The sequence below is a fragment of the Sphingomonas populi genome, from assembly GCF_004208535.1.
GTDB lineage: Bacteria > Pseudomonadota > Alphaproteobacteria > Sphingomonadales > Sphingomonadaceae > Sphingomonas > Sphingomonas populi.
The window spans coordinates 83,901-105,091 of record NZ_SGIS01000004.1 but is presented as its reverse complement, the minus strand read 5'-3'; the positions used below and the strand labels follow the sequence as shown (position 1 = coordinate 105,091).

The window sequence follows — 21,191 nt, the reverse complement described above, 5'->3', positions numbered from 1 at the left end:
CGATATTCCTCAAACGCAGCGCGAATCACGCTCGGGCGGCGCGGCGGTGCGAGTCGCCCAGGTGCCGGCGGGCGTCTTGTACTTCTCGCCCGGCGCGGTCGCCGCGATCAGGCGGCAACCCGAGGTGAAGGCCATCTGCTCGACGGTCGCGCCGGCGGCGGCGGTCTGGGTGTATTTCGCCTTGCGCTGGATATTGATGTTGTTGACCAGCGCGCGCAGTTCCGGGCTGGCCGCGCCGACCACGCCGAGATAGCCGTCGGGCTGTTCGCCGACCTGCCCCGCCGAGCGCGCCGCCTGATACGCAGGATCGCGCTGGGCGAAGGCTGGGGTTGCCGCAGCGAGGGCGGCGGCGATCAGGACGAGGCTACGAACGGTCTTCATCAGAAAATCCCCGGGTTCGACTGGATCAACGACTTCGCCTCGCCATCGAGACGATAGACGACCTCCTGAGTCACGCTGATGTTGAGATTGATGACGATCGGCTTGTCCGGCGCGTTGACGCTTATGCATCCCGAGGCCAGCAGCGGCGTTACCACGCCTGCGATCATCATCCGTCTCTTCATCCTGCGACTCGTCGGTCTCCGCATCGGCTTCGTCAATCCTGTTTCGGTCATGGCACGGTCTCGATTGCGGGGGGCTGAACGGGTGGCGTTTGCGCGGCCTTCTTACGCTGCTGTTCCATCAGCGCGGGCAGGTTGCGTTCGATCAGCCGCTTGGGATCGTAGAAGGACTGCGCCGAATCGATGAGCTGGCGGAAGGGCGCGCGGATCGTCACGTTGAAGACGAGCGGCAGCTTCTGGAGCCGATCGAACAGGAAGTTGCGCTTGGCGCCCTTGCCCTGCGCGATGCCAGCGAACTTGACCTCGGTGATCATCTCGCCGGCGAGCGGGCCGTTCATCACCACGCCAAGGCTGCGATAGCGCAGCGATTTGAGCGCCTGGAACGCGAAATTGCCCCAGGTGCCGAGATCCTTCTGGCTGATGTCGCCGACATAGGCGATCGTGCCGCCGCCGTCCTGGACGGTGAGCCGGCCATTCTCGATGCGCCCGCCGCTCTCGTCGAAGATCATCGGCAGCACGCCATCGAAACTGCCGGTCGCGTCGAGATTCTTGAAATCGAACTGCTGGAGGAACTGCGCGGCATCGAGCGAACTGACCCGGAAGGTCATGTGGCGTTCGACGGGTTGCGAGAAATCGAGCAGGGTCGGTTCGAGCACAAGCGCGCCGCCCGCGAACGGCCAGCGCCCGTCCTCCACCATCACGCGCGCGCCGGCGAGCGTTTGCAGCCGGATCGTACCGTCGTTGACCGGCACGCCGGGGTTGATCGTCTTGACGGTGATGATCTGCGCGGGCGCGCTTTCTAGCGCGAGCAGATCGGTGAAGCGGATCGTGCCGGCGATGCCGGTGACCGGGCCGAACGCGGCGGCGAGATCGGTGCCGGCGGTGCCGAACACGCCGTCGCTGGTGACGCCGACTTTATTCCAGCGGATATGCCCCTCGCCTTTCACCGTGCCGGCGACATCGGCGATCACGCCGAAGGTGAGCGGGGTCAGCGCATCGGGCTGGAACGCCTTGCCGAAAGTGATGCCGGGCACGGCGAGATCGGCATGGCCCGATGCGTCGCCGAGATCGTGGACGATGCTCACGTCGGCGACTTTGACCTGCTTGGTCGGCTCGACCAACGTGCCGGTGGTGGTGATCTTGCCGCCTGCGAGCGTAAGCGCGACATTTTGCGCGGCGAGCGGTTTGAAGCGCGGGGTCGCGTTGCTGTCGGCGACGCTCAGCGCGCCATCGAGCGCGAGTTTCCCGGCGGCGAAGCGCCAGCGCCCCGCCGCGCCCGAAAGTGCGAGCGGCACGTTGGCGATCTGGCCACCGCCACCGGTGAAGCTGCCGCCGAGGGCGTTTCCGGTGACGCGGCCTTCGAGTGCCGCGAAGTCGAGCCGGGTCTGGCGATCCGCCGGGCCGAGTTTCGCCGACACGCCCGCGAGGCTGAAGCCGGTCGCGCCGAGCCGCACGCTGCCGCCGGTCGCGGAAAGGGTGAGCGGCGCGCCGCCGATGTTGCCGCGCAGGTTGGTCGCGGACAATCGTGCGCCGCCGCCAAGGTGGCCGCCGGCGAGCGTCACCAGCCCTGCGCCGCTCGGGCACAGGGTCAGCTTGGCCGGATCGAGCGTGAGGCTCGATACCGTAAGGCGCGCTACGGCAAGCGGCGTGCAGGACGGGTTGACGATCACGCGGTCGCGGCCGTTCCAATAGAGCGACAGCGGCGCGATCAGCCGCTCGACGCGCCCGCCCGAAAGCGGCCCGGACAGCGCGACCTGCGTCTCGACATGGGTGTTGCCGCCCGGCGTGGCGGTGAAGCTTACTGGCGTCAGTGCCAACGTCGCGCCGCCGGTGGTGTAGGGCGCGAGGGTGGCGGTGCCGGTGATGGCGGCGCCGGGCTGCGCTTGCGTAAGCGCCAGGCGGGTGGTTGGGAAGCCACCGCCATCGAGCGTCGCATTGGCATTGATCAGCGCGCGGCCGCCGGGCCAGTTATAGGCGATGCCCTTGCCACCCGACACCACCAGCCGCGCGCCCGAGGCGCTCTGCGCGGCGAGGCGTGACAGCGCCACCCGCCCGGTCGCGCCATCGAGCGTCGCGGCGACGTCGGCATCCACATCCGCCGAGCGTAGCGCCGCTTCGCTCGCGCTCGCCAGCCCGTTGAGGATCGGCGCGATCGGAGTGCTGGCGTCGCGGGTGCGATAGGCGGCGATGCGATCCCGCAACGCGGCGTCGGCGGTGATGCCGATGCCGCGCACGGTGCCCGACACCTCGCTCCGCGCCCCCGCGACCGCGAAACGGCCGGCGAACCCCAGCCCACGCCCGGTCGCGCCGGGCAAGCTCGCCGCGCCGCTGCGCAAATCCGCAGTGCCGCTGGTGCCCCGCGCTGTGCCGGTGAAGCCGATCACGCCGCCGATCGCTTCCGCACGCGCGCCCGCGCCGCGCACCGAGTCCACCGCAAGCCGCACGTCGCCGCTCCAGCGCTCGAGATGCGCGCCAAGCGTCGCCGTGATCCTCGCCGCCGGAAAGCCGGCGACGATGCCGCCGCACGCGCCCTGCGCGGCGCGCACCGGCCCTGCGATCGTCGGCTGCCCGGCGAGGGTCGTCAGCGTGAGCGCCAGCTCCGCCTGCGTCAACGTGCAGCCGCCGCTCGCGAGCTGGTCGCTCACCGCCGCGACCTTGCCGGAGAAGCCGTCATCGAGCGGGCCGCTCCCGGACAGCTTCGCACCGACCACGCCGTAGGGCGTCACCAGTCGCAATCGCGCGTCTGCGATGTCAAGCCGGATCGCCGGCAGCGCGAATGGTGCGGTGCCGCCCGATGCCGGGATCAGCCGGTCGAGCGTGCCGAACGACAGCTTTCCGTCCACCAGCCGCGCCGCCACGCGGACATGCCCGGCGCGCACGCCCGTCACCCGCGCGCCGCCGGTGCCAACCACCGTATCGAGCTCGATCCAGTCCGCGACCAGATCGGGATGCGCGGGATCACCCAACACGACGTTGGTCAACCGCTGACGGTTGAAGCCGAGATCAGCGATGCGGTAGCGCGCCGGTACATGATGCGCGGCGAGGAAGCGGTCGGCATAGCCGCGCGCGATCTGCTTGCGCTGAGACCACACAGTCACCAACGCGACGAGCAGCACGATCGCGAGCACCAGCAGGATTCGCCGCAGCCGCGCGAAGCCGATGCGCGGCGGCGCCGGCTCGGCCAGCGGCTGTTCGCTCGGTTCTTCCGTCACGCCTTCGCCTGCACGCCCGCTCATGCGTCTCCTTTAGTCGCATCGTCGCCGATTGCACGCGACAGCGACGCGGACTAATCGCAGGAACGGCGATGACAGTTCCCGACTCCGATCACACGGGCCATCGCGCCCGGCTGCGCAAGCGGCTCACCGAGCAGGGCGGCGAGGGTCTGCTCGACCATGAACTGATCGAATATCTGCTCGCACTGGCGATTCCGCGCCGCGACACAAAACCGCTCGCCAAGGCGCTGCTCACCGAATTCGGCGGGATCGGCGGTCTGCTCACCGCCGATCCCGAAGCGCTGGCGCGGGTCTCCGGCATGGGCGAAACATCGGTCGCGGCGATCAAGATCGCGCATGCCGCCGCGATCCGCCTGGTCAAGGCCGAGGTGGCGGCGCGCCCGGTGCTGGCCAATTGGCAGGCGCTGCTCGATTATCTGCGCGCCGACATGGCGCATCATACGATCGAGCGGGTGCGCGTGCTTCACCTCAACGCGCGCAACATGCTGATTCGCGACGAGGTGATGAACGAAGGCTCGGTCGATGAAGCCCCGGTCTATACCCGCGAGGTGATCCGCCGCGCGATCGATCTCGGCTCGGCCTCGATCATCCTCGTCCACAATCACCCGAGCGGCGACCCCTCCCCCAGCCGCGCCGATATCGACATCACACGCAAAGTCGGCGAGGCCGGAAAGCGGCTTGGCATCACGCTACATGACCATATCATCATTGGTAGCGACGGGCATTGTAGCTTACGCGCGATGGGACTGATCTGACACCGGGAGCCGGCATGTTACGGGTTTCGCTTCTGCTCGCCGCTATCGTCCTCCCCGCTGCACCGGCCGCAGCCGCCGACTGCAAGCTCGGTGTCCTCGCCGATCTGCCGGTGACGATGCAAAACATGCGCGTGAGCGTGCCGGTGAAAATCAACGACATCGAAACCCGGCTGTGGCTCGATAGCGGCGCGTTCTTCAGCGTCATGCCCAAGGCGAAAGCGATCGAACTGGGGCTGAAGATCGGTGCCGCGCCGTTCGGGCTGCGGCTGATCGGCATCGGCGGCGATTCCTCGACCGATCTGGTTACGATCAAGAAGTTCGGGATCGCCGACAGGGCGCTCACCAACGTGCAATTTCTGGTGGGCGGCAGCGATGTCGGCAACGGGCTGATCGGCCGAAACCTGCTCGCGCTCGCCGACACCGAGTTCGATCTTGCCGGCGGATCGGTCAAGCTGATCCAGCCGCACGACTGCAAGAATATGGCGATCGCCTATTGGGCGGCGGGCAAGCCGTTTTTCACCGCCGCGCTGGAGCAGGAAGAGAATCCGAACAACCGGAAATTCCGCGTGACCGTCCGCATCAACGGTGCCGCGATCGACGGCGAATATGACAGCGGCGCACCCAACACCTTGCTCAGCCGCCACGCCGCCGAAAAGGCGGGGATCGCGCTGAGCGGGCCGGGCGTGACGCCGATTCGCGGCATTGGCGGCTTCGGTCGGCGCTCCACTCCGGGCTGGACCGTGCCGGTCGAGAGCGTCGCGATCGGCGACGAGACCATCTTGAAGACGCGGCTCGACGTGATCGACGGGCCGATCTCCGCCAGCAACACCGCTCCCGACATGCTGATCGGCGCCGATTACATGCTCGCGCACCACATCTATGTCGCGCGCAGCCAGCACCGCATTTATTTCACTTACAGCGGTGGCAAGGCGTTCCGCACCATTGGCGCCGTGCCGGTTTCGGCTGCGCCGGGCGCGCTGTTGCCTGCCGACATCCAGCGCGTCGCGCCGGTGACGGACACCACCACACCCAAGACGGCGGACGAGTTCGCCCGACGTGCCAGCGCGCGCATGGCCCAGCACGCAGTCGCCGACGCCATCGCCGATCTGACGCAGGCGATCACGCTCGCGCCCAACACCGCCGATTATTACCGCGACCGCGCGCTTGCCTATCAGATCGCCGGGCAGCGTGGCCTCGCGCGCACCGATATCGAGCGCGCGCTCCAGCTTGCCCCGAGCGATGGCGCGCTGCTGCGAATTCGCGCGATCCTGCGGCTGCGCGAACGCGACCGCACCGGCGCGCTCGCCGATGCCGACGCGGCGGCGCGGGCAACCCCAGCGACCTCGCTCGACATGGTGCCGATCGCGAACCTGCTCGCCCGGCTTGACCAGCCGGCGCGCGGGATCGCGCTGCTCGGCCCGGTGATCGCCAGCCACACGGAAGATAGTGCGCTACCGCGCCTGCTCAACGCGCGTTGCTGGCTGCGCGCGCAGGCCGGACTGGATCTCGACGCCGCGCTGGACGATTGCAACCGCGCCCTGAAACGCGCCGGCAAGCAGCCGATGTTCCTCGACAGTCGCGGGCTGGTACAGTTGCGCAAGGGCGATCCCGCCGCCGCGATCGCCGATTACGATGCGGCGCTGGCGCTCAATCCCAAGCTGGCCTGGTCACTCTATGGGCGGGGTCTGGCGAAGATTGCGCTCGGCCAGAAAGATGCCGGGGAGGCCGACAAGTGGGCGGCGATCGCGATCTATCCAGAGATTGTCGAGGAAGCGAAGCGCTTCCACGTCATCCCATAACGTCGCCCCGGCGAAGCCTGTCCTGAGCGGCTGGCTTGCCAGCCAGCCGAAGGGGCCGAGGCCGCTGCGTAATCGGCAACCGAGTGCCACACACACAGCGGCCCCGGCCTGCGCCGGGGCGACGCCGGACCTTGCGATCCGGCGCCCCTCGTTAGCGTCTTACGATTTACCCTGCGACAGGAAGCCGGTCAGTTCGGTTTTCGACACGGTGCGGCTCTTGTCCTTGTCGGCGCTGGCGAAGGCCTGACCAACCCAGGTCTTGGTGGATGCCGCCTCGGCCTTGGTGCTGGGGTCGCTCGCGGTCTTCAGCGCGACCATCCAGTCGCTGAACTCGGCCTTGCTCAGCACGCCATCCTTATTCTTGTCATAAGTCGCGAACTCGGTGTCGACGACCTGCGCGACTTGCGCGCCACCCGAGGCGGGCTGCTGTGCGGTTTCGCCGGTGGTCTGCGCCGGAGCCTGCGCAGTATCGGTCGGCGCGGCGGGTGCGGCCTGGGCTGGCGCGGCTGCGGATGGGTCACTTGCGGCCGGTGCGCTAGATTGCGCAGGCGCGGTCTGCGTCATCGGCGAGGCTTGCGGAGCCGCTTGCGGCGCTTGCGCGAATGCGGGCACAGCAAAGCTCATCGCCGCGCACAGAAGAATTGCCTTTTTCATATAACTCTCCATTGCAGTTACTGATACTGTTCTGCTCATCACCGCGTCTCCACTGCGAGAACATTCAGGGTAACAACCCCTCATCCAACACAATGGTTCACCGTAACGATATTTGAAGGCTCGGCTCATCCCTGCTAACGCGCGGCTCATCGCGAGTCCGTGTCGATTCTGCGGTGATGTGAGCTACCCCGCGCAAAGGAATCCCGATGGTCCCCCGTTACTCCCGCCCTGACATGACCGCGATCTGGACGCCCGAAGCGCGGTTCCGCATCTGGTTCGAGATCGAAGCGCACGCCACCGAAGCGCTCGCCGACCTCGGCGTCGTGCCCAAATCGGCCGCGAAAGCGCTGTGGGACTGGTGGGCGACCAACCCGGCGATCGACGTCGCCGCGATCGACGCGATCGAAGCGGTCACCAAGCATGACGTGATCGCCTTCCTGACGTGGGTGGCCGAGCAGGTCGGCGACGAAGCGCGCTTCATGCATCAGGGCATGACCTCGTCGGACGTGCTCGACACCTGCCTGTCGGTGCAGCTCGTCCGCGCCAGCGACATCCTGCTCGCCGATCTCGACGCGCTGCTCGCAGCGATCAAGACGCGCGCCTATGAGCACAAGATGACGCCGACGATCGGCCGCAGCCACGGCATCCATGCCGAGCCGGTCACGTTCGGGCTGAAGCTGGCCGGAGCCTATGCCGAGTTCGCCCGCTGCAAGGCGCGGCTGGAGGCGGCACGCGCGGACATCGCGACCTGCGCGGTCTCGGGCGCGGTCGGCACCTTCGCCAATATCGATCCGGCGGTGGAGGCGCATGTCGCCGCCAAGCTCGGCCTCACGGTCGAGCCGGTTTCGACCCAGGTGATCCCGCGCGACCGGCACGCGATGTATTTCGCGACGCTCGGCGTGATCGCCTCGTCGATCGAGCGGCTCGCGATCGAGGTGCGCCATCTCCAGCGCACCGAAGTGCTGGAGGCCGAAGAATATTTCTCGCCAGGGCAAAAGGGTTCCTCGGCGATGCCGCACAAGCGCAACCCCGTGCTGACCGAGAACCTCACCGGCCTCGCGCGCATGGTGCGCAGCGCGGTCGTGCCGGCGCTGGAGAATGTCGCTTTGTGGCATGAACGCGACATCAGCCACTCCTCGGTCGAACGCTATATCGCGCCCGACGCGACGATCACGCTCGATTTCGCGCTCGCGCGGCTGACCGGCGTGATCGACAAGCTGCTGGTCTATCCGGCGCGGATGCAGAAGAATTTGGACAAGATGGGCGGCCTCGTTCACTCGCAGCGCGTGCTGCTCGCGCTGACGCAGGCCGGGGTGAGCCGCGAGGATTCGTACCGCCTCGTCCAGCGCAACGCGATGAAGGTGTGGGAGTCGGACGGCGAACTGTCGCTGCTCGAACTGCTCAAGGCCGATACCGATGTGACGGCGGCGCTGTCCGTCGCGGAGATCGAGGACAAGTTCGATCTCGGCTATCACCTCAAGCATGTCGACACGATCTTCGCGCGCGTGTTCGGAGAATAATGCGGATCGGGCGGGGTCGCATACCCCGCCCCACGACCGTCATGCCCGCGTAAGCTGCGGTGGCGCGGGCTATTTGCTAGCGCTGGGGTGACAATCAGACGATTTGGAGCAACCTAATTTCGCGAGAATAAACAGTTCATCGTCAGATTTGCACGGTTCAACGTGCAAATGCTGCACTTGCGAATGTCTGTAATAAAATTGCGCGATGCCGCAACAATCTCCAAATAGCTCTCAAGCCGGAATTGACCGGCTGGAGACCCTACCATGCGCATCCTTCAGAACCTCGTCGGCAGCATCTTCGCTGTGGCGGGTGTCGCGCTGGTGGTCGAGGTTCTCATCCTCTGATCCATCGGCCCACCCCGCCCCTTTTCATGAGGGGCGGAACGGGCCGGCGGGATCAAAGTTTACATATGGCCCGCGTCGATAAGACCGCAGGGCTGCGAAATTCCAGATCATAACGGCACTTGCGGCGGCACGTCGAACATCACGTTCCGTCCGCCCACAGGCAAGTGCCAAAGCCGATGCCGCCCGCCGCCAGCATGGCGGCGGGCGCAAGCATCACCCCCAGGCACCCTTCATCTTCTGGAAGAAGCCTGCGCTCTGCGGGGTTTCCGCGCCCGTCTCGGTGGCGCGCAATTCTTCGAGCAGTTCGCGTTGGCGCGCGCTGAGCTTGGTCGGCGTCTCGACCTCGATCCGCACGACGAGATCGCCGCGCCCGCGCCCTTGCAGCACCGGCATGCCAGCGCCGCGCTGGCGAAGCTCGCGGCCATGCTGCGTGCCGGCGGGGATCTTGATATGGTGCTGCTCGCCGTCCGGCCCCGGAATCGTGATCTCGCCGCCGAGCGCCGCCGTGGTGAAGCTGATCGGCGCGCGCGCGAGCAACGTCGTACCCTCACGCTCGAACAGCGGATGCCGCGCGACGTGCAAGAAAATGTAGAGGTCCCCCGCCGGCGCGCCGCGCAGACCCGCCTCGCCTTCGCCGGTCAGGCGGATGCGCGTGCCCTCATCGACGCCCGGGGGCACGTTGACAGTGAGCGTCTTGGTGCGCTCGACCCGGCCCTCGCCGTGGCACGCGCCGCACGGATCGGCGATGACGCGACCCGCGCCGTGGCAGGTCGGACAGGTCCGCTCGACCACGAAAAAGCCTTGCTGCGCGCGCACCTTGCCGTGGCCGGCGCAGGTGGTGCAGGCCTTGGCACTGGTGCCGCGCTTGGCGCCGCTGCCCTCGCAGACGTCGCACACCGCTGACACATCGACCGTGACGTCGGTCGAGCGGCCGTTGAACGCATCCTCAAGGCTGATTTCCATGTCGTAGCGCAAATCCGCGCCGCGCCGTGGCCCGCTGCGGCCACCGCCGCCGCGCTCGCCGCCCATGAATTCGCCGAAGATGTTCTCGAAAATATCGCTGAAGCCGCCGAAATCCTGCGCACCACCATGCCCGCCGCCCGGTCCGCCATTACGGAACGCAGCATGGCCGAAGCGATCATAGGCCGCGCGCTTTTGCGGGTCCTTGAGGCAATCATAAGCCTCGCTGATCGCCTTGAAGCGACCCTCGGAATCCTTGCACCCGGCGTTGCGATCCGGGTGATATTTCATCGCGAGCTTGCGATACGACGCCTTGATGGTGGCATCGTCAGCGGTGCGCTCGCATTCGAGCAGTTCGTAGAAATCGACTTCGGTGGTCATGTACCGCCCTCAAGCCCTCTCCGCTCCGGGAGAGGATTGGGAGAGGGGCAGCCACGAACCGATCGTTCGCGACTGCCCCTCTCCCGCCATCGCTTCGCTCGGCTGCCCCCTCCCCTCAGGGGAGAGGGCGAACCGGATTACGCCTTGGTGTCGTCGACTTCGGAGAATTCCGCGTCGACCACGTCCTCGTGCGGTGCCTCAGCACCGGCCGAAGGCGATGCTTCGGACTGGGCCTGCTTCTCGTAGATCGCCTGACCGAGCTTCATCGCAACCTGGCCGAGCGCTTCGGCCTTGGCCTTCATCGCCTCGGGATCGCCACTCTCGACAGCCGCCTTGGCCTCGGCGATCGCCGCTTCGATCTCGCCCTTGAGCGACGCATCGACCTTGTCGGCATTGTCGGCAAGCTGGCGCTCGGTCGTGTGGATCAGGCTTTCGGCGTTGTTCTTCGCCTCGGCCGCCGCACGGCGCTTCTTGTCGTCTTCGGCGAACTGCTCGGCGTCGCGGACCATCTGCTCGATGTCGCGATCCGACAGACCACCCGAGGCCTGGATGCGGATCTGCTGCTCCTTGCCGGTGCCCTTGTCCTTGGCCGACACGTTGACGAGGCCGTTGGCATCGATGTCGAACGTGACCTCGATCTGCGGCACGCCGCGCGGTGCGGGCGGGATGCCGACCAGATCGAACTGGCCGAGGATCTTGTTGTCCGCCGCCATTTCGCGCTCGCCCTGGAAGACGCGGATCGTCACGGCGTTCTGGTTGTCGTCCGCCGTCGAATAGGTCTGCGACTTCTTGGTCGGGATCGTCGTGTTGCGATCGATCATCCGGGTGAACACGCCACCCAGCGTCTCGATGCCGAGCGACAGCGGCGTCACGTCGAGCAGCAGCACATCCTTGACGTCGCCCTGCAGCACGCCGGCCTGAATGGCGGCGCCCATCGCGACGACCTCATCGGGGTTGACGCCCGAATGCGGCTCCTTGCCGAAGAAGTCCTTCACGACCTGACGGACCTTGGGCATGCGCGTCATGCCGCCGACGAGGACGACTTCCGAAATCTCGCTGGCCTGGATGCCGGCGTCCTTCATCGCCTTCTTGCACGGCTCGAGCGTGCGCTGGATCAGGTCCTCGACCAGCCGCTCGAGATCGGCGCGGGTGATCGCCTTGACGAGATGCTTCGGACCCGTGGCGTCCGCCGTGATGAACGGCAGGTTGACCTCGGTGGTCGCCGCCGACGAAAGCTCGATCTTCGCCTTTTCGGCCGCTTCCTTCAGACGCTGGAGCGCCAGCTTGTCCTTGGTGAGATCGATGCCTTCCGCCTTCTGGAAGTCGCTCGCCAGGAAGTTGAGCAGCTTGTTGTCGAAATCCTCGCCGCCGAGGAAGGTATCGCCGTTGGTCGCCTTCACCTCGAACACGCCGTCGCCGATCTCGAGGATCGAGATGTCGAACGTACCGCCGCCAAGGTCATAGACCGCGATCGTCTTGTTGGTGTCCTTGTCGAGACCATAAGCCAGCGCCGCAGCGGTCGGCTCGTTGATGATGCGCAGCACTTCGAGGCCGGCGATCTGGCCGGCATCCTTGGTCGCCTGGCGCTGCGCGTCGTTGAAATACGCCGGCACGGTGATGACCGCCTGCGTCACGGTCTCGCCGAGATACGCCTCAGCGGTTTCCTTCATCTTCTGGAGCGTGAAGGCGCTGATCTGCGAGGGGCTATATTCCTTGCCGCCGGCGCCGACCCAGGCGTCGCCGTTGTTGCCGCGCACGATCTTGTAAGGAACCAGTTCGGTGTCCTTCTTGGTGATCGGATCGTCGAAGCGACGGCCGATCAGGCGCTTCACCGCGAAGATGGTGTTTTCCGGGTTGGTCACCGCCTGGCGCTTGGCCGGCTGGCCGACCAGTCGCTCGCCATCCTTGGCGAACGCGACGATCGACGGCGTGGTGCGCGCGCCCTCGACGTTTTCGATGACCTTGGGCTTGCCGCCCTCCATCACCGAGACGCAGCTATTGGTCGTGCCCAGATCGATACCGATTACTTTTGCCATTGGTCCTCTACGGCCCCCGTCATGTTCAAGTTTGCAACACTGGCGGCGCCCCCGAATGGGCGACACCGCGCTCTACTCGCCGGATATAGGGGGGCTTTCGCTTGTCGCAAGATTTCGACGCGCCTAGAACGTCACGATCCTTTCCCGAAGCGGGAGTTCGTGTGCGCATCCTCGGTCTTTTGATGGCGATCCTGCTGGGCCTCAGCGGCTGCAGCCAGCCCAGGCAATTCTATATCGACCACGGCTACGTCCGCCTCGCGGCGGCGCCGGGCCGGCCGGCAGCGGCGTATTTCACACTGCACGGCGGCCCTGCCGACATGACGTTGATCTCCGTCCATACCGAAGTCGCGATCAAGGCCGAGCTTCACCAGTCGATGATGACGGGAAATATGTCCGCGATGAAGCCGCTCGACCGGGTCGCCTTGCCGGCCGGCGGGACATTAGTGTTCAAGCCGGGCGGGATGCACGTAATGCTGTTCGACATGAACCCCGCGATCAAACCCGGCAAGACGATCACGCTGGACTTCACCTTCTCGGACGGGTCGCGCTACGAATATGACGCGATGGTGATCCCGGCTGGCGCCCCAGCACCGAAGTTTTGACGCCTCCCTCCCGACCGCTGACCGAAGGGGAGATCGCGCTGGCGCGCAGCGTGTTCGGTGAGGCGATCGACTATGCGCCGGTGCGGATCGTGCTCGGCAAATGGGCGTTCTTCCAGCCGCGCGACACGGTGATGGCGCCGCGCGGGCGAATCCATTTCCACCCCAAGGGCACCGCCTATCGCGACGATTTCTCGCTCGCGCCGCTGGTCGCGCAGGCGCTGTTCATTCACGAGATGGTGCATGTCTGGCAGCACCAATGCGGGCTGTTCCTGCCTATCCGGCGGCATCCGTTCTCGCGCTATGATTATGCGATCCGGCCGGGCCTGCCGTTTGCGCGCTACGGCATCGAGCAGCAGGCCGAGATCGTCCGCCATGCCTTCGTGCTGCGGCACGGCGGCCGCGTGATCGGCGCGGCGGCGCTGGAGGTTTACGAGGGGATGCTGCCCTTCGCGGCGGGCGGACGCGCGTAGATGAGCAGCGCTGGCGCGGTGCGGTAAGATCCGGCTCGGCGCTGCCGAGGCTTGAGAGATGCAAGCTGCCTTCGTGGGCAATTGTTGGATAGCTACGGTGAAAAGGCCGGCAAACGACATCGCGGCGCTTTCCCCCGATCATGTCGTTACACACACGATTGAACTTCTCGGTGCCTTCGCGGGTTCTTGTTCCACGCCAAGATAGAAACGAAGGATTCCGCAGATGTTCAAGAAACTCGCACTGGCGACGTTGATCGCCACCGTCGCCATTCCGACCACCGCCTTTGCCGGTGGCCAGGATTATGATCGCAGCAGCCAGTGGCATCGCGAGCAGGCCGAGCGCGATTCGTCGTACAACAACCGCCGCTATCGTGACGGTGACCGTCGCTACAACGATCGTCGCTATCGCAACAGCAACCGTCGCTATTATCAGGATTGCCGGCGCAGCAGCGGCACGACCGGCACGATCGCTGGCGGCGCGGGTGGCGCCGTGCTCGGCAACGTGCTCGGTGGTGGTGTGCTCGGCACGGTGGCGGGCGGCGTCGGCGGCGCGCTGCTCGGCCGCACGCTCGACAAGAACCATGATCGTGCGCAGAACCGTCGCAACGGCTGCTGATCGCGCTTTGCGTCACCCCGGACATCGGTCCGGGGTGACGCTGACTCCAACGATTATTCCACCGTAACCGATTTCGCCAGGTTGCGCGGCTGATCGACGTCGGTCCCCTTGGCAACCGCGACATGGTACGCCAGCAACTGCACCGGCACCGCGTAGACCAGTGGCGCGATCAGCGGGTGGACCTTGGGCATGGTGATGGTCGCGATGCACCCCTCGCCCGCCGCCTGCACCCCGTCATAATCCGAGATCAGCACGACCTTGCCGCCGCGCGCCTGCACTTCCTGCATGTTGCTGACGGTCTTGTCGAACAGCGGACCCGACGGCGCGATAACGATCACCGGCACGGCATCGTCGATCAGCGCGATCGGGCCGTGCTTCATTTCGCCGGCGGCATAGCCTTCCGCGTGGATGTAGCTGATTTCCTTGAGTTTCAGCGCACCTTCCAGCGCGAGCGGGTAATCGGTGCCGCGCCCGAGATACAGCACGTCGCGCGCGCCGGCGATGAGATGCGCCATGTCGGCAATCGTCTCATCATAGGCGAGCGCACCGTTGAGCGCGGCCGGCGCTTCCGACAGATGCTTGACGATCGCCTTTTCCTCGGCGGCGTTGAGCTTGCCCTTGGCGCGTGCGAGGTTCGCCGCCAGCGCCGCCAGCACGGCGAGCTGGCAGGTGAACGCCTTGGTTGAGGCGACGCCGATCTCGGGGCCGGCGTGGGTCGGCAGCAGCAGATCGGCCTCGCGCGCCATGCTGCTGGTCGGCACGTTGACGACTGCGGCGATCGTCTGGCCCTCGGCCTTGGCGTGGCGGAGCGCCGCGAGCGTGTCGGCGGTCTCGCCCGACTGGCTGATGACGATCATCAGACCGCCCTCCTCCATTACCGGCTGGCGATAACGGAACTCGCTGGCGACATCGAGATCGACCGGCACGCGCGCGAACTGCTCGAACCAATATTTGGCGACCATGCCGGCGTAGTAGCTGGTTCCGCACGCGACGATCGTCACGCGCTTGACCGTGCTGAGGTCGAATTCGGGGATCGGCAGCGTAACCTGGTCCTCCATCCGCTGGAGATACGAGCGCAAGGTCTGCGCGACGACGATCGGCTGTTCGTAAATCTCCTTGAGCATGTAGTGGCGGTGATTGCCCTTGGAGATCAGCTCGCCGGTGACGCCCGAGATGGTGATGGCGCGCTCGACGGGATTGTTGTCGCGATCGAAGATCTGCGCCCCATCCTTATCGATGACGACCCAGTCGCCCTCGTCGAGATAGGCGATACGCTGCGTGAGCGGCGCGAGCGCGAGCGCGTCCGAACCGAGATAGGTCTCACCCTCGCCATAGCCCACCACCAGCGGCGAGCCGAGCCGCGCGCCGATCAGCAGATCGGGATGCTGGCGGAACAGGATCGCCAGCGCGAACGCGCCGTGCAGGCGCGGCAGCACCTCGCGCACGGCGTCGGCGGGGGCAAGCCCGGCCTCGACCTTCTCGCTGATCAGATGCGCGACGACCTCGGTATCGGTCTCGCTGGTGAACACGCGGCCGCGCGCGATCAGTTCGTCGCGCAGCGGCTTGAAGTTCTCGATGATGCCGTTGTGGACCAACGCAACCTCCTCGGTCGCGTGCGGATGCGCGTTGTTGGTGGTCGGCCCGCCATGCGTCGCCCAGCGCGTGTGCGCGATGCCGGTGGTGCCGGGCAGCGGATGCTCGGCAAGTTCGGTGGCGAGATGGACGAGCTTGCCCGACGCGCGCCGCCGCTCGATCCGCCCTTCGAAATCGGTGGCGATGCCGGCCGAATCATAGCCGCGATATTCGAGCCGCTTGAGCCCATCGAGCAGACGATCCGCGACCGGCCCCTGGCCGACGATTCCAACGATTCCACACATGCGCGCGTCCTTTACTGCTCGATCCGGTACGGAACCCGAATGCCTGGCGTCGTCTCTGGGAAATCTTTCGTGTTTCGGGTTACCAACATGCGACCCGCTGCCTGCGCCGATGCGAGAATGACCGCATCGGCCAGCTTGAGCTTGGTCCGTTCCCGACGAAGCTGTGCGGCACGATCCGCAATGTCAGCGTCCAACTCATCGATCGTGAAGCCAGTCAAAAACCGGATGACGACAGGCATCGTGCCATCCTCCACTTTGGACAGAACCTCGATCCACGTCACTCGGCTGATGCACGGCACATCAGCACGTCGAATCTCTTCGCGCGCCAGTTCGTGCCCGTTCAGCGCATCGATGAGAATGTTGCTGTCGAAGGAAATCGCGGTCACTTTTTCTCGCGCTGCCGGCTCAAGTAAAATTCTCGCTCCCGATCATCCTGCTCATCGAACAAATCAGGAAATTCCGCTTTGACATCCTCGTAATCATCGTCCCACGGTCGTGTCCAACTGGCGCGCTCACGCCGCTGCCACTCGACCGCATCGCCGATATCCGTTCGATCCTTCCAGATACCAAAGGCAGCGTCCAGCCATTCCTTTTTTTTGTCTGACTGGTTCTCAGCACGGTACTTCGACACCGCCTCGCGTACCAACGCGGCGCGAGATTTGCCGTTTTCAGCCGCTTGAAGATCAAGCCACTTCATGTCGTCCTCGGGTAAGTCGATTAGCGTGCGCATTTGGGCATGATATCACACCGCGATATCATTTCCCAGCATCCTTCTTCGCCTTCGCCGCCTCCCGGAAGCGCGGTGCCCAGCCGTCGCGCGTTTCCTGCCGGCCGCGCGCCACCGCGAGAGCGTCGGCGGGCACATCGGCGGTGATGACCGATCCCGCCGCGATCAGCGCGCCGTCGCCGATCGACACCGGCGCGACCAGCGAGGAGTTCGAGCCGATGAAAGCGCCCGCGCCGATCCGCGTCAGCGACTTGTTGTAGCCGTCGTAATTGCAGGTGATCGTGCCCGCGCCGATGTTCGCGCCCGCGCCGATCTCGGCGTCGCCGAGGTAGGTCAGATGATTGGCCTTGGCGCCCTTGCCGAGCACGGCCTTCTTCATCTCGACGAAATTGCCGACATGCGCGTCCTCGCCGACCACTGCGCCGGGGCGCAACCGGGCATAGGGGCCAATGATCGCACCGCTTGCGACGGTCGCGCCCTCGATATGGCTGAACGCGCGCAGCGTCACGCCGTCGGCGATCGTCGTACCGGGGCCGAACACGACGTTCGGTTCGATCACGACATCGCGCCCGATCACCGTGTCGTGCGCGAACCATACCGTCTCGGGCGCGATCAGCGTCGCGCCGTCGGCCATCGCGGCGGCGCGGCGCGCCTGCTGCCACGACGCCTCGACCGCCGCCAGTTCGGCGCGGCTGTTGACGCCGGCGACCTCGACGGCATCGGTCTCGATCACCACCGAGGTGCGGCCCTCGCTCGCGGCGAGCATGACGATGTCGGGAAGGTAATATTCGCCCGCCGCATTGTCATTGCCGACCTTCGCCAGCAACGGGAACAGATCAGCGGAGCGCACCGCCATCAGCCCCGAGTTGCACAATGTCTGCGCGCGCTCGTCGGGCGAGGCGTCCTTATACTCGACCATCTTGGCGATGCGGCCATCGGCATCGGCGATGATGCGGCCATAGGCGGCGGGATCGGTCGGGCGGAAGCCGAGTACCACCGTCGCCGGCCCATCGTCGGCCGCGAGCCGGTCTAGCATCCGCCGCATCGTCGCCGCGCTCACCAGCGGCACGTCGCCGTAGAGGATCAGCACCGCGCCATCGAACCCCGCCAGCGCAGCCTCGGCCTGCGCGACGGCATGGCCGGTGCCGAGCTGCTCGGCCTGAAGCGCGGTCGTGGCACCAAGCGGCGCGACCGCCGCCTCGACTTGCTCGCGGCCCGCGCCCGTCACCACCACCACCCGCTCAGGCGCGAGCGATTCGACGCTCGCCAGCAGATGGAGCAGCATCGGCCGCCCGGCGACCGGGTGAAGTACCTTGTGGAGATCGGATTTCATCCGCGTGCCCTTGCCAGCGGCAAGGATGATCGCGGCCAAAGGCGATGCCGAAGCAGGGGATTTCGCGTCCATGACCGCAGCCCTGCCACGAGAGGGTTGCCAATTCCATACCGGCAGTGTCAGGCGCGCCGATCATGACGGATTTTTCCTTCGATATCGTCGGATTCGACCTCGACGGCACTTTGGTCGACAGCAGTGGCGACCTCGCCGCAGCGGTCAACGCGATGCTCGCCAGCGACGGGCGGCCAACGCTCACCGTACCGCAAGTCGTGGCCATGACCGGCGGCGGCGTGGCGCGGCTGGTGCGGCTCGCGCTCGAGGCGACCGGCGGCGCGACGCCTGACGAGGCCGAGCGGCTTCAGGCGGTGATGCTCGCGTCCTACGAAGCGAACATCGCGGTGCTGACCCGGCCCTATCCCGGTGCGGTCGCGGCGATCGAAGCGTTGCGGGCGCGCGGCGTGCGGGTGGCGATCGTCACCAACAAGCTCGCCGCGCTGTCGGAAAAGCTGCTCGCCGACCTCGCATTGCGCGACCTGTTCGACACCGTGATCGGCGGCGACACGATGGGGCCGGGCAAACAGAAGCCTGATCCCGCGCCGATCCACGAGATGATCCAGCGGCTCGGTGGCGGGCGCGCCGCGTTCGTCGGCGATACGATGTTCGACGTGACCGCCGCGAAAGCCGCCGGCGTGCCAGTGGTGGTGGTGAATTTCGGGCGCGAGCCGGTCGATGGCTTCGACGCCGATGCGGTGATCGACCATTTCGACGCGCTGATCGCGACACTGGAGGGATTGAGGGCATGACCAAGGCGACGCTGGCGTTCCGGCTGCTCTTGTGGGCGGCGATCGTCTTCGCGGTGACGATGGCGGTGCTGCCGCATCCGCCACACATGCCGATCGACCGGTTCGGCGACAAGTTCGAGCATATGACCGCCTTCGCGGTGATCTCGGCGCTGGCGGCGCGCGCCTATCCGCGCTTTCCGCTGCTGCGGATCGGCGAGCGGCTGTCGTTCCTCGGCGCGCTGATCGAGGTGGTCCAATCGATCCCCGAACTCCACCGCGATTGCGATATCCGCGACTGGGTGGCGGATACGCTGGCGATTGCGGCGGTGTTGCTGGTGGCGGGGATGTTTCGGGCGCGACGCAAGCGGCGATAAACAGCCGTTCGCCCCGAGCGACTGTGAACGGTCAACCGGACTGCTTGCGCCACTTCGTCCACAAATGCCGTGCCAGCATCGCCGGTGGCATGCGTAGCCAGTGCGAGCGGATGTAGAACGCCAACCGCGTCCACGGGCGCGTCGCGCTGCCCCAGCCGTCGCGGGCGGTGACGCGGCGCAGGCAGGCGCGGTCGCCGGGCGAGAGTGTCGCGCCGTCGCCGTAGAGCGCCGCCGCCAGCCGCAGCGCGCGACCGACCGCGTCGCCGAGGCCGTGGTGCTCGGCGCGCTCGACCAGCCCCTCGACACCGAACTCCTCGATCAGGCAATGCACGTCCCACAGGTTGCGCATTCCGCCGGCGAGATCGCCGTCCGCGAACAGGTGCGCGGCGGCGTGGACGATCACGTCGGTGCGCGAGAGCATCGCCAGCCCCCCCTTTTCCTCGGCGCGCAGCGGCACCGACTCCGCGAGCAAGCCCTGCGCATCGGGGGTAATGCGGGCGGTGAGCGGCAGGATGGTGTGGTGGACGTCGATCATCCGGTCGCGGTCGCGGTGGATCAGCGGTGGCAGTTCGTGCATCCAGCGGCGGTAATAGGCGTCGTCATAGGCGTCGGGCTTGACCCATTCCCAGCCATTTTCGAGCAATGCGCGCTCGACCGCGTCGAGGCTCCCGCGTGGCACGAGGATGTCGAGATCGCCGATCGAGCGCCCCTGCCCCGCCATCAGCCCTGCCGCGACGAAGGCGGTGCCCTTGAGCAACACCACCGGCACGCCGAGCGGCGCCAGCGCCCGCCGCGCGGCCTCCGCCTCCCACAGTGCCAAAGTACGACCGTGGTCAGCGGACGCGCGCGCATCGGCGAGGATTCGCGCCACCGCCGGCGGCATCGCCGTGCCGTGCAGCCGCCAGGCGAGCGTACCGATCATCTGCTCGGCGCGCGCGATCGCGATCAGCGCGGTCCAGCCCGTCGCATCGAGCGCCGCCGCGTCGCCGGGCGAGCGCAGGATGCGCGCGAGCAGCCAGCCGTTCGCGCCAACACTCATAGGGCTTCCCACAACGCCTCGACCTGCGCGAGCGCGTGCTTGGTATCGGGATAGTCGATCGCCTGCGCGGGAATACTCAGCACCAGCCGGGTCAGCGCGTCGAAGCCGCGTTCGCCCATTGCGACATAGTTGGTCGAGGCCTGAGTCAGCCGCATGAACACCTCGCCCGGCGCAACGTCGCGGATGTCCGGCGCGAAGCCGAAGCGCGGGAACAGCAGCAGCGCGGGCTTGCCCGGCATGTCCATCGCCGCGACCGCAGCCGCATCGGGCACGAGATGGCGGATCGCGCCCTTGGGCGTGCCCTCCAGCAGCGGCCCGAAGCGTGCCTGCGGCATCGCCGCCTCGGCCACGGCAATCGCCGCGTTCTTGAGGCTCACCAAACGCGGAAAGGCGTGGGCGAGTCCGGTGACCGGATCGATCAGCGCGAATTCGTCGCCCATCAGTCGCCAGCCGCGCTGCGACAGCAAGGCGGCGAGCGTCGATTTGCCCGACCCGGACTCGCCGGTCATCAGCAGCACGCGCCCGTCACGCTCGACCGCCGAGGCGTGGAGCAGCAGATAGCGGCGCTGGCCGAGCGCCATCTGCAGGTTCATCGCCATTTCGGCGGCGAGCAGCCCCTGCGCGAGCGGCAAGGGCGCCGCATCGGGAATCATGAAATCGCCGCCGATCATCACCGCCGGGCGGATCACCCGCCGCCACGGGCGCTGCGCGAACAGCCGCACGGTAAAGTCAGGCACACCGTCTTCAGGCTGGGGATAGCCCGCGTAGAGCGCGGCGAGTTGGCGGATCGGCGCGCGCCAGTCCGATCCGACGCGAAAGCCGACCGGCCCGATGCGGACCGAGAAGACGTGCTTCATGCCGTTCGCACCAGACCCGCCGCGACCAGCTCGTCGAGCCGCGCGCCGAGCGCCGCCTCATCCGCATCGAGCAGATCATAAGTGTCGCCGAGGCGCGCGATCAGCGCGGGGAGCGTCAGCCCGTCCGGCCCGAGCGCCGTGAGAATCTCCGGCACGGGCGGGCCGACGAGGTGGGTGATGCCGGAGGCGCGGTGATAGATCGCGGTGAAGGCGTCGAGCGGCACGATCCGCAACGCCTCGGCCGGCGCGGCACGGTACACCGCCGCCACGC

Annotated in this window: 21 protein-coding genes; 8 read left to right on the top strand and 13 right to left on the bottom strand. The window is 66.7% G+C overall.

Annotation, left to right across the window (positions count from 1 at the left end; all coding sequences use genetic code 11):
* Positions 1 to 9: 9 nt before the first annotated feature.
* From EWE75_RS03930 to EWE75_RS03920, 3 genes are read right to left on the bottom strand one after another with little or no spacing between them, the layout of a single operon-like run.
* Positions 10 to 381 carry a YdbL family probable chaperone protein gene (locus tag EWE75_RS03930; RefSeq protein ID WP_130155390.1) on the bottom strand — a complete coding sequence of 124 codons (372 nt, stop codon included), beginning with the start codon at positions 379 to 381 and terminating at the stop codon, positions 10 to 12.
* The gene (locus EWE75_RS03925) at positions 381 to 563 is read right to left on the bottom strand and encodes a YnbE family lipoprotein (protein ID WP_231708200.1); all 183 of its coding nucleotides are present in this window, start codon (positions 561 to 563) and stop codon (positions 381 to 383) included. Before EWE75_RS03925 ends, EWE75_RS03930 begins: the two co-directional genes overlap by 1 nt.
* Positions 564 to 610: 47 nt before the next feature.
* On the bottom strand, positions 611 to 3,796 hold the full coding sequence (locus EWE75_RS03920; protein ID WP_130155388.1) for an intermembrane phospholipid transport YdbH family protein: 3,186 nt from the start codon (positions 3,794 to 3,796) through the stop codon (positions 611 to 613).
* A gap of 68 nt (positions 3,797 to 3,864) precedes the next feature.
* On the opposite strand from EWE75_RS03920, the gene radC reads away from it, so the two are divergent.
* Positions 3,865 to 4,548, top strand: a complete 684-nt coding sequence (gene radC, locus EWE75_RS03915; protein WP_130155387.1) for a RadC family protein — start codon at positions 3,865 to 3,867, stop codon at positions 4,546 to 4,548.
* A 14-nt stretch (positions 4,549 to 4,562) separates the two neighbouring features.
* Complete coding sequence (locus EWE75_RS03910; protein WP_130155386.1) at positions 4,563 to 6,347, top strand: aspartyl protease family protein; 1,785 nt, start codon at positions 4,563 to 4,565, stop codon at positions 6,345 to 6,347.
* A 159-nt stretch (positions 6,348 to 6,506) separates the two neighbouring features.
* Here EWE75_RS03910 and EWE75_RS03905 read toward each other — a convergent pair whose 3' ends face one another.
* Positions 6,507 to 7,001: an EF-hand domain-containing protein gene (locus EWE75_RS03905; protein WP_130155385.1), complete on the bottom strand. Its 495-nt coding sequence runs from the start codon at positions 6,999 to 7,001 to the stop codon at positions 6,507 to 6,509.
* Between the two features lie 206 nt (positions 7,002 to 7,207).
* Between EWE75_RS03905 and purB the strand changes: the two genes are divergently transcribed.
* Positions 7,208 to 8,521 carry an adenylosuccinate lyase gene (purB, locus tag EWE75_RS03900; RefSeq protein ID WP_130155384.1) on the top strand — a complete coding sequence of 438 codons (1,314 nt, stop codon included), beginning with the start codon at positions 7,208 to 7,210 and terminating at the stop codon, positions 8,519 to 8,521.
* A gap of 558 nt (positions 8,522 to 9,079) precedes the next feature.
* Here purB and dnaJ read toward each other — a convergent pair.
* Both dnaJ and dnaK read right to left on the bottom strand, forming a co-directional pair.
* The gene (dnaJ, locus tag EWE75_RS03895) at positions 9,080 to 10,207 is read right to left on the bottom strand and encodes a molecular chaperone DnaJ (RefSeq protein WP_130155383.1); all 1,128 of its coding nucleotides are present in this window, start codon (positions 10,205 to 10,207) and stop codon (positions 9,080 to 9,082) included.
* A 137-nt stretch (positions 10,208 to 10,344) separates the two neighbouring features.
* Complete coding sequence (dnaK, locus tag EWE75_RS03890) at positions 10,345 to 12,243, bottom strand: molecular chaperone DnaK (protein ID WP_130155382.1); 1,899 nt, start codon at positions 12,241 to 12,243, stop codon at positions 10,345 to 10,347.
* Positions 12,244 to 12,404: 161 nt separating this feature from the next.
* On the opposite strand from dnaK, the gene EWE75_RS03885 reads away from it, so the two are divergent.
* The 3 genes from EWE75_RS03885 to EWE75_RS03875 all read left to right on the top strand — a co-directional run bounded on the left by EWE75_RS03885 (position 12,405) and on the right by EWE75_RS03875 (position 13,931).
* Positions 12,405 to 12,845 carry a copper chaperone PCu(A)C gene (locus EWE75_RS03885; protein ID WP_231708199.1) on the top strand — a complete coding sequence of 147 codons (441 nt, stop codon included), beginning with the start codon at positions 12,405 to 12,407 and terminating at the stop codon, positions 12,843 to 12,845.
* Entirely contained in the window at positions 12,842 to 13,315 is a 474-nt protein-coding gene (locus EWE75_RS03880; RefSeq protein ID WP_130155381.1) for a vgr related protein, read from the top strand. The genes EWE75_RS03885 and EWE75_RS03880 overlap by 4 nt, the downstream gene beginning before the upstream one ends.
* A 223-nt stretch (positions 13,316 to 13,538) precedes the next feature.
* On the top strand, positions 13,539 to 13,931 hold the full coding sequence (locus EWE75_RS03875) for a hypothetical protein (protein WP_130155380.1): 393 nt from the start codon (positions 13,539 to 13,541) through the stop codon (positions 13,929 to 13,931).
* Positions 13,932 to 13,984: 53 nt separating this feature from the next.
* On the opposite strand, the gene glmS is transcribed toward EWE75_RS03875, so the two are convergent.
* From glmS to glmU, 4 genes are read right to left on the bottom strand one after another with little or no spacing between them, the layout of a single operon-like run.
* The gene (gene glmS / locus EWE75_RS03870) at positions 13,985 to 15,808 is read right to left on the bottom strand and encodes a glutamine--fructose-6-phosphate transaminase (isomerizing) (RefSeq protein WP_130155379.1); all 1,824 of its coding nucleotides are present in this window, start codon (positions 15,806 to 15,808) and stop codon (positions 13,985 to 13,987) included.
* An 11-nt stretch (positions 15,809 to 15,819) separates the two neighbouring features.
* Positions 15,820 to 16,194 (bottom strand): type II toxin-antitoxin system VapC family toxin, encoded by a 375-nt coding sequence (locus EWE75_RS03865; protein WP_130155378.1) that lies wholly within the window; start codon positions 16,192 to 16,194, stop codon positions 15,820 to 15,822.
* Positions 16,191 to 16,538: a ribbon-helix-helix protein, CopG family gene (locus tag EWE75_RS03860; protein WP_130155377.1), complete on the bottom strand. Its 348-nt coding sequence runs from the start codon at positions 16,536 to 16,538 to the stop codon at positions 16,191 to 16,193. Before EWE75_RS03860 ends, EWE75_RS03865 begins: the two co-directional genes overlap by 4 nt.
* A gap of 25 nt (positions 16,539 to 16,563) precedes the next feature.
* Positions 16,564 to 17,940, bottom strand: a complete 1,377-nt coding sequence (gene glmU / locus EWE75_RS03855; protein ID WP_130155376.1) for a bifunctional UDP-N-acetylglucosamine diphosphorylase/glucosamine-1-phosphate N-acetyltransferase GlmU — start codon at positions 17,938 to 17,940, stop codon at positions 16,564 to 16,566.
* Positions 17,941 to 18,002: 62 nt separating this feature from the next.
* Here glmU and EWE75_RS03850 point away from each other — a divergent pair, with 62 nt between their 5' ends.
* The gene (locus tag EWE75_RS03850; RefSeq protein ID WP_130155375.1) at positions 18,003 to 18,671 is read left to right on the top strand and encodes an HAD-IA family hydrolase; all 669 of its coding nucleotides are present in this window, start codon (positions 18,003 to 18,005) and stop codon (positions 18,669 to 18,671) included.
* A complete protein-coding gene (locus EWE75_RS03845; RefSeq protein ID WP_130155374.1) occupies positions 18,668 to 19,024 on the top strand; it encodes a VanZ family protein in 357 nt (118 codons plus the stop codon). Before EWE75_RS03850 ends, EWE75_RS03845 begins: the two co-directional genes overlap by 4 nt.
* A 31-nt stretch (positions 19,025 to 19,055) precedes the next feature.
* Here EWE75_RS03845 and EWE75_RS03840 read toward each other — a convergent pair whose 3' ends face one another.
* From EWE75_RS03840 to EWE75_RS03830, 3 genes are read right to left on the bottom strand one after another with little or no spacing between them, the layout of a single operon-like run.
* The gene (locus EWE75_RS03840; RefSeq protein ID WP_130155373.1) at positions 19,056 to 20,063 is read right to left on the bottom strand and encodes a nucleotidyltransferase domain-containing protein; all 1,008 of its coding nucleotides are present in this window, start codon (positions 20,061 to 20,063) and stop codon (positions 19,056 to 19,058) included.
* A complete protein-coding gene (locus EWE75_RS03835; RefSeq protein ID WP_130155372.1) occupies positions 20,060 to 20,920 on the bottom strand; it encodes an HprK-related kinase A in 861 nt (286 codons plus the stop codon). Before EWE75_RS03835 ends, EWE75_RS03840 begins: the two co-directional genes overlap by 4 nt.
* The gene (locus tag EWE75_RS03830; RefSeq protein WP_231708197.1) at positions 20,917 to 21,189 is read right to left on the bottom strand and encodes an HPr-rel-A system PqqD family peptide chaperone; all 273 of its coding nucleotides are present in this window, start codon (positions 21,187 to 21,189) and stop codon (positions 20,917 to 20,919) included. Before EWE75_RS03830 ends, EWE75_RS03835 begins: the two co-directional genes overlap by 4 nt.
* Positions 21,190 to 21,191 lie beyond the last annotated feature (2 nt).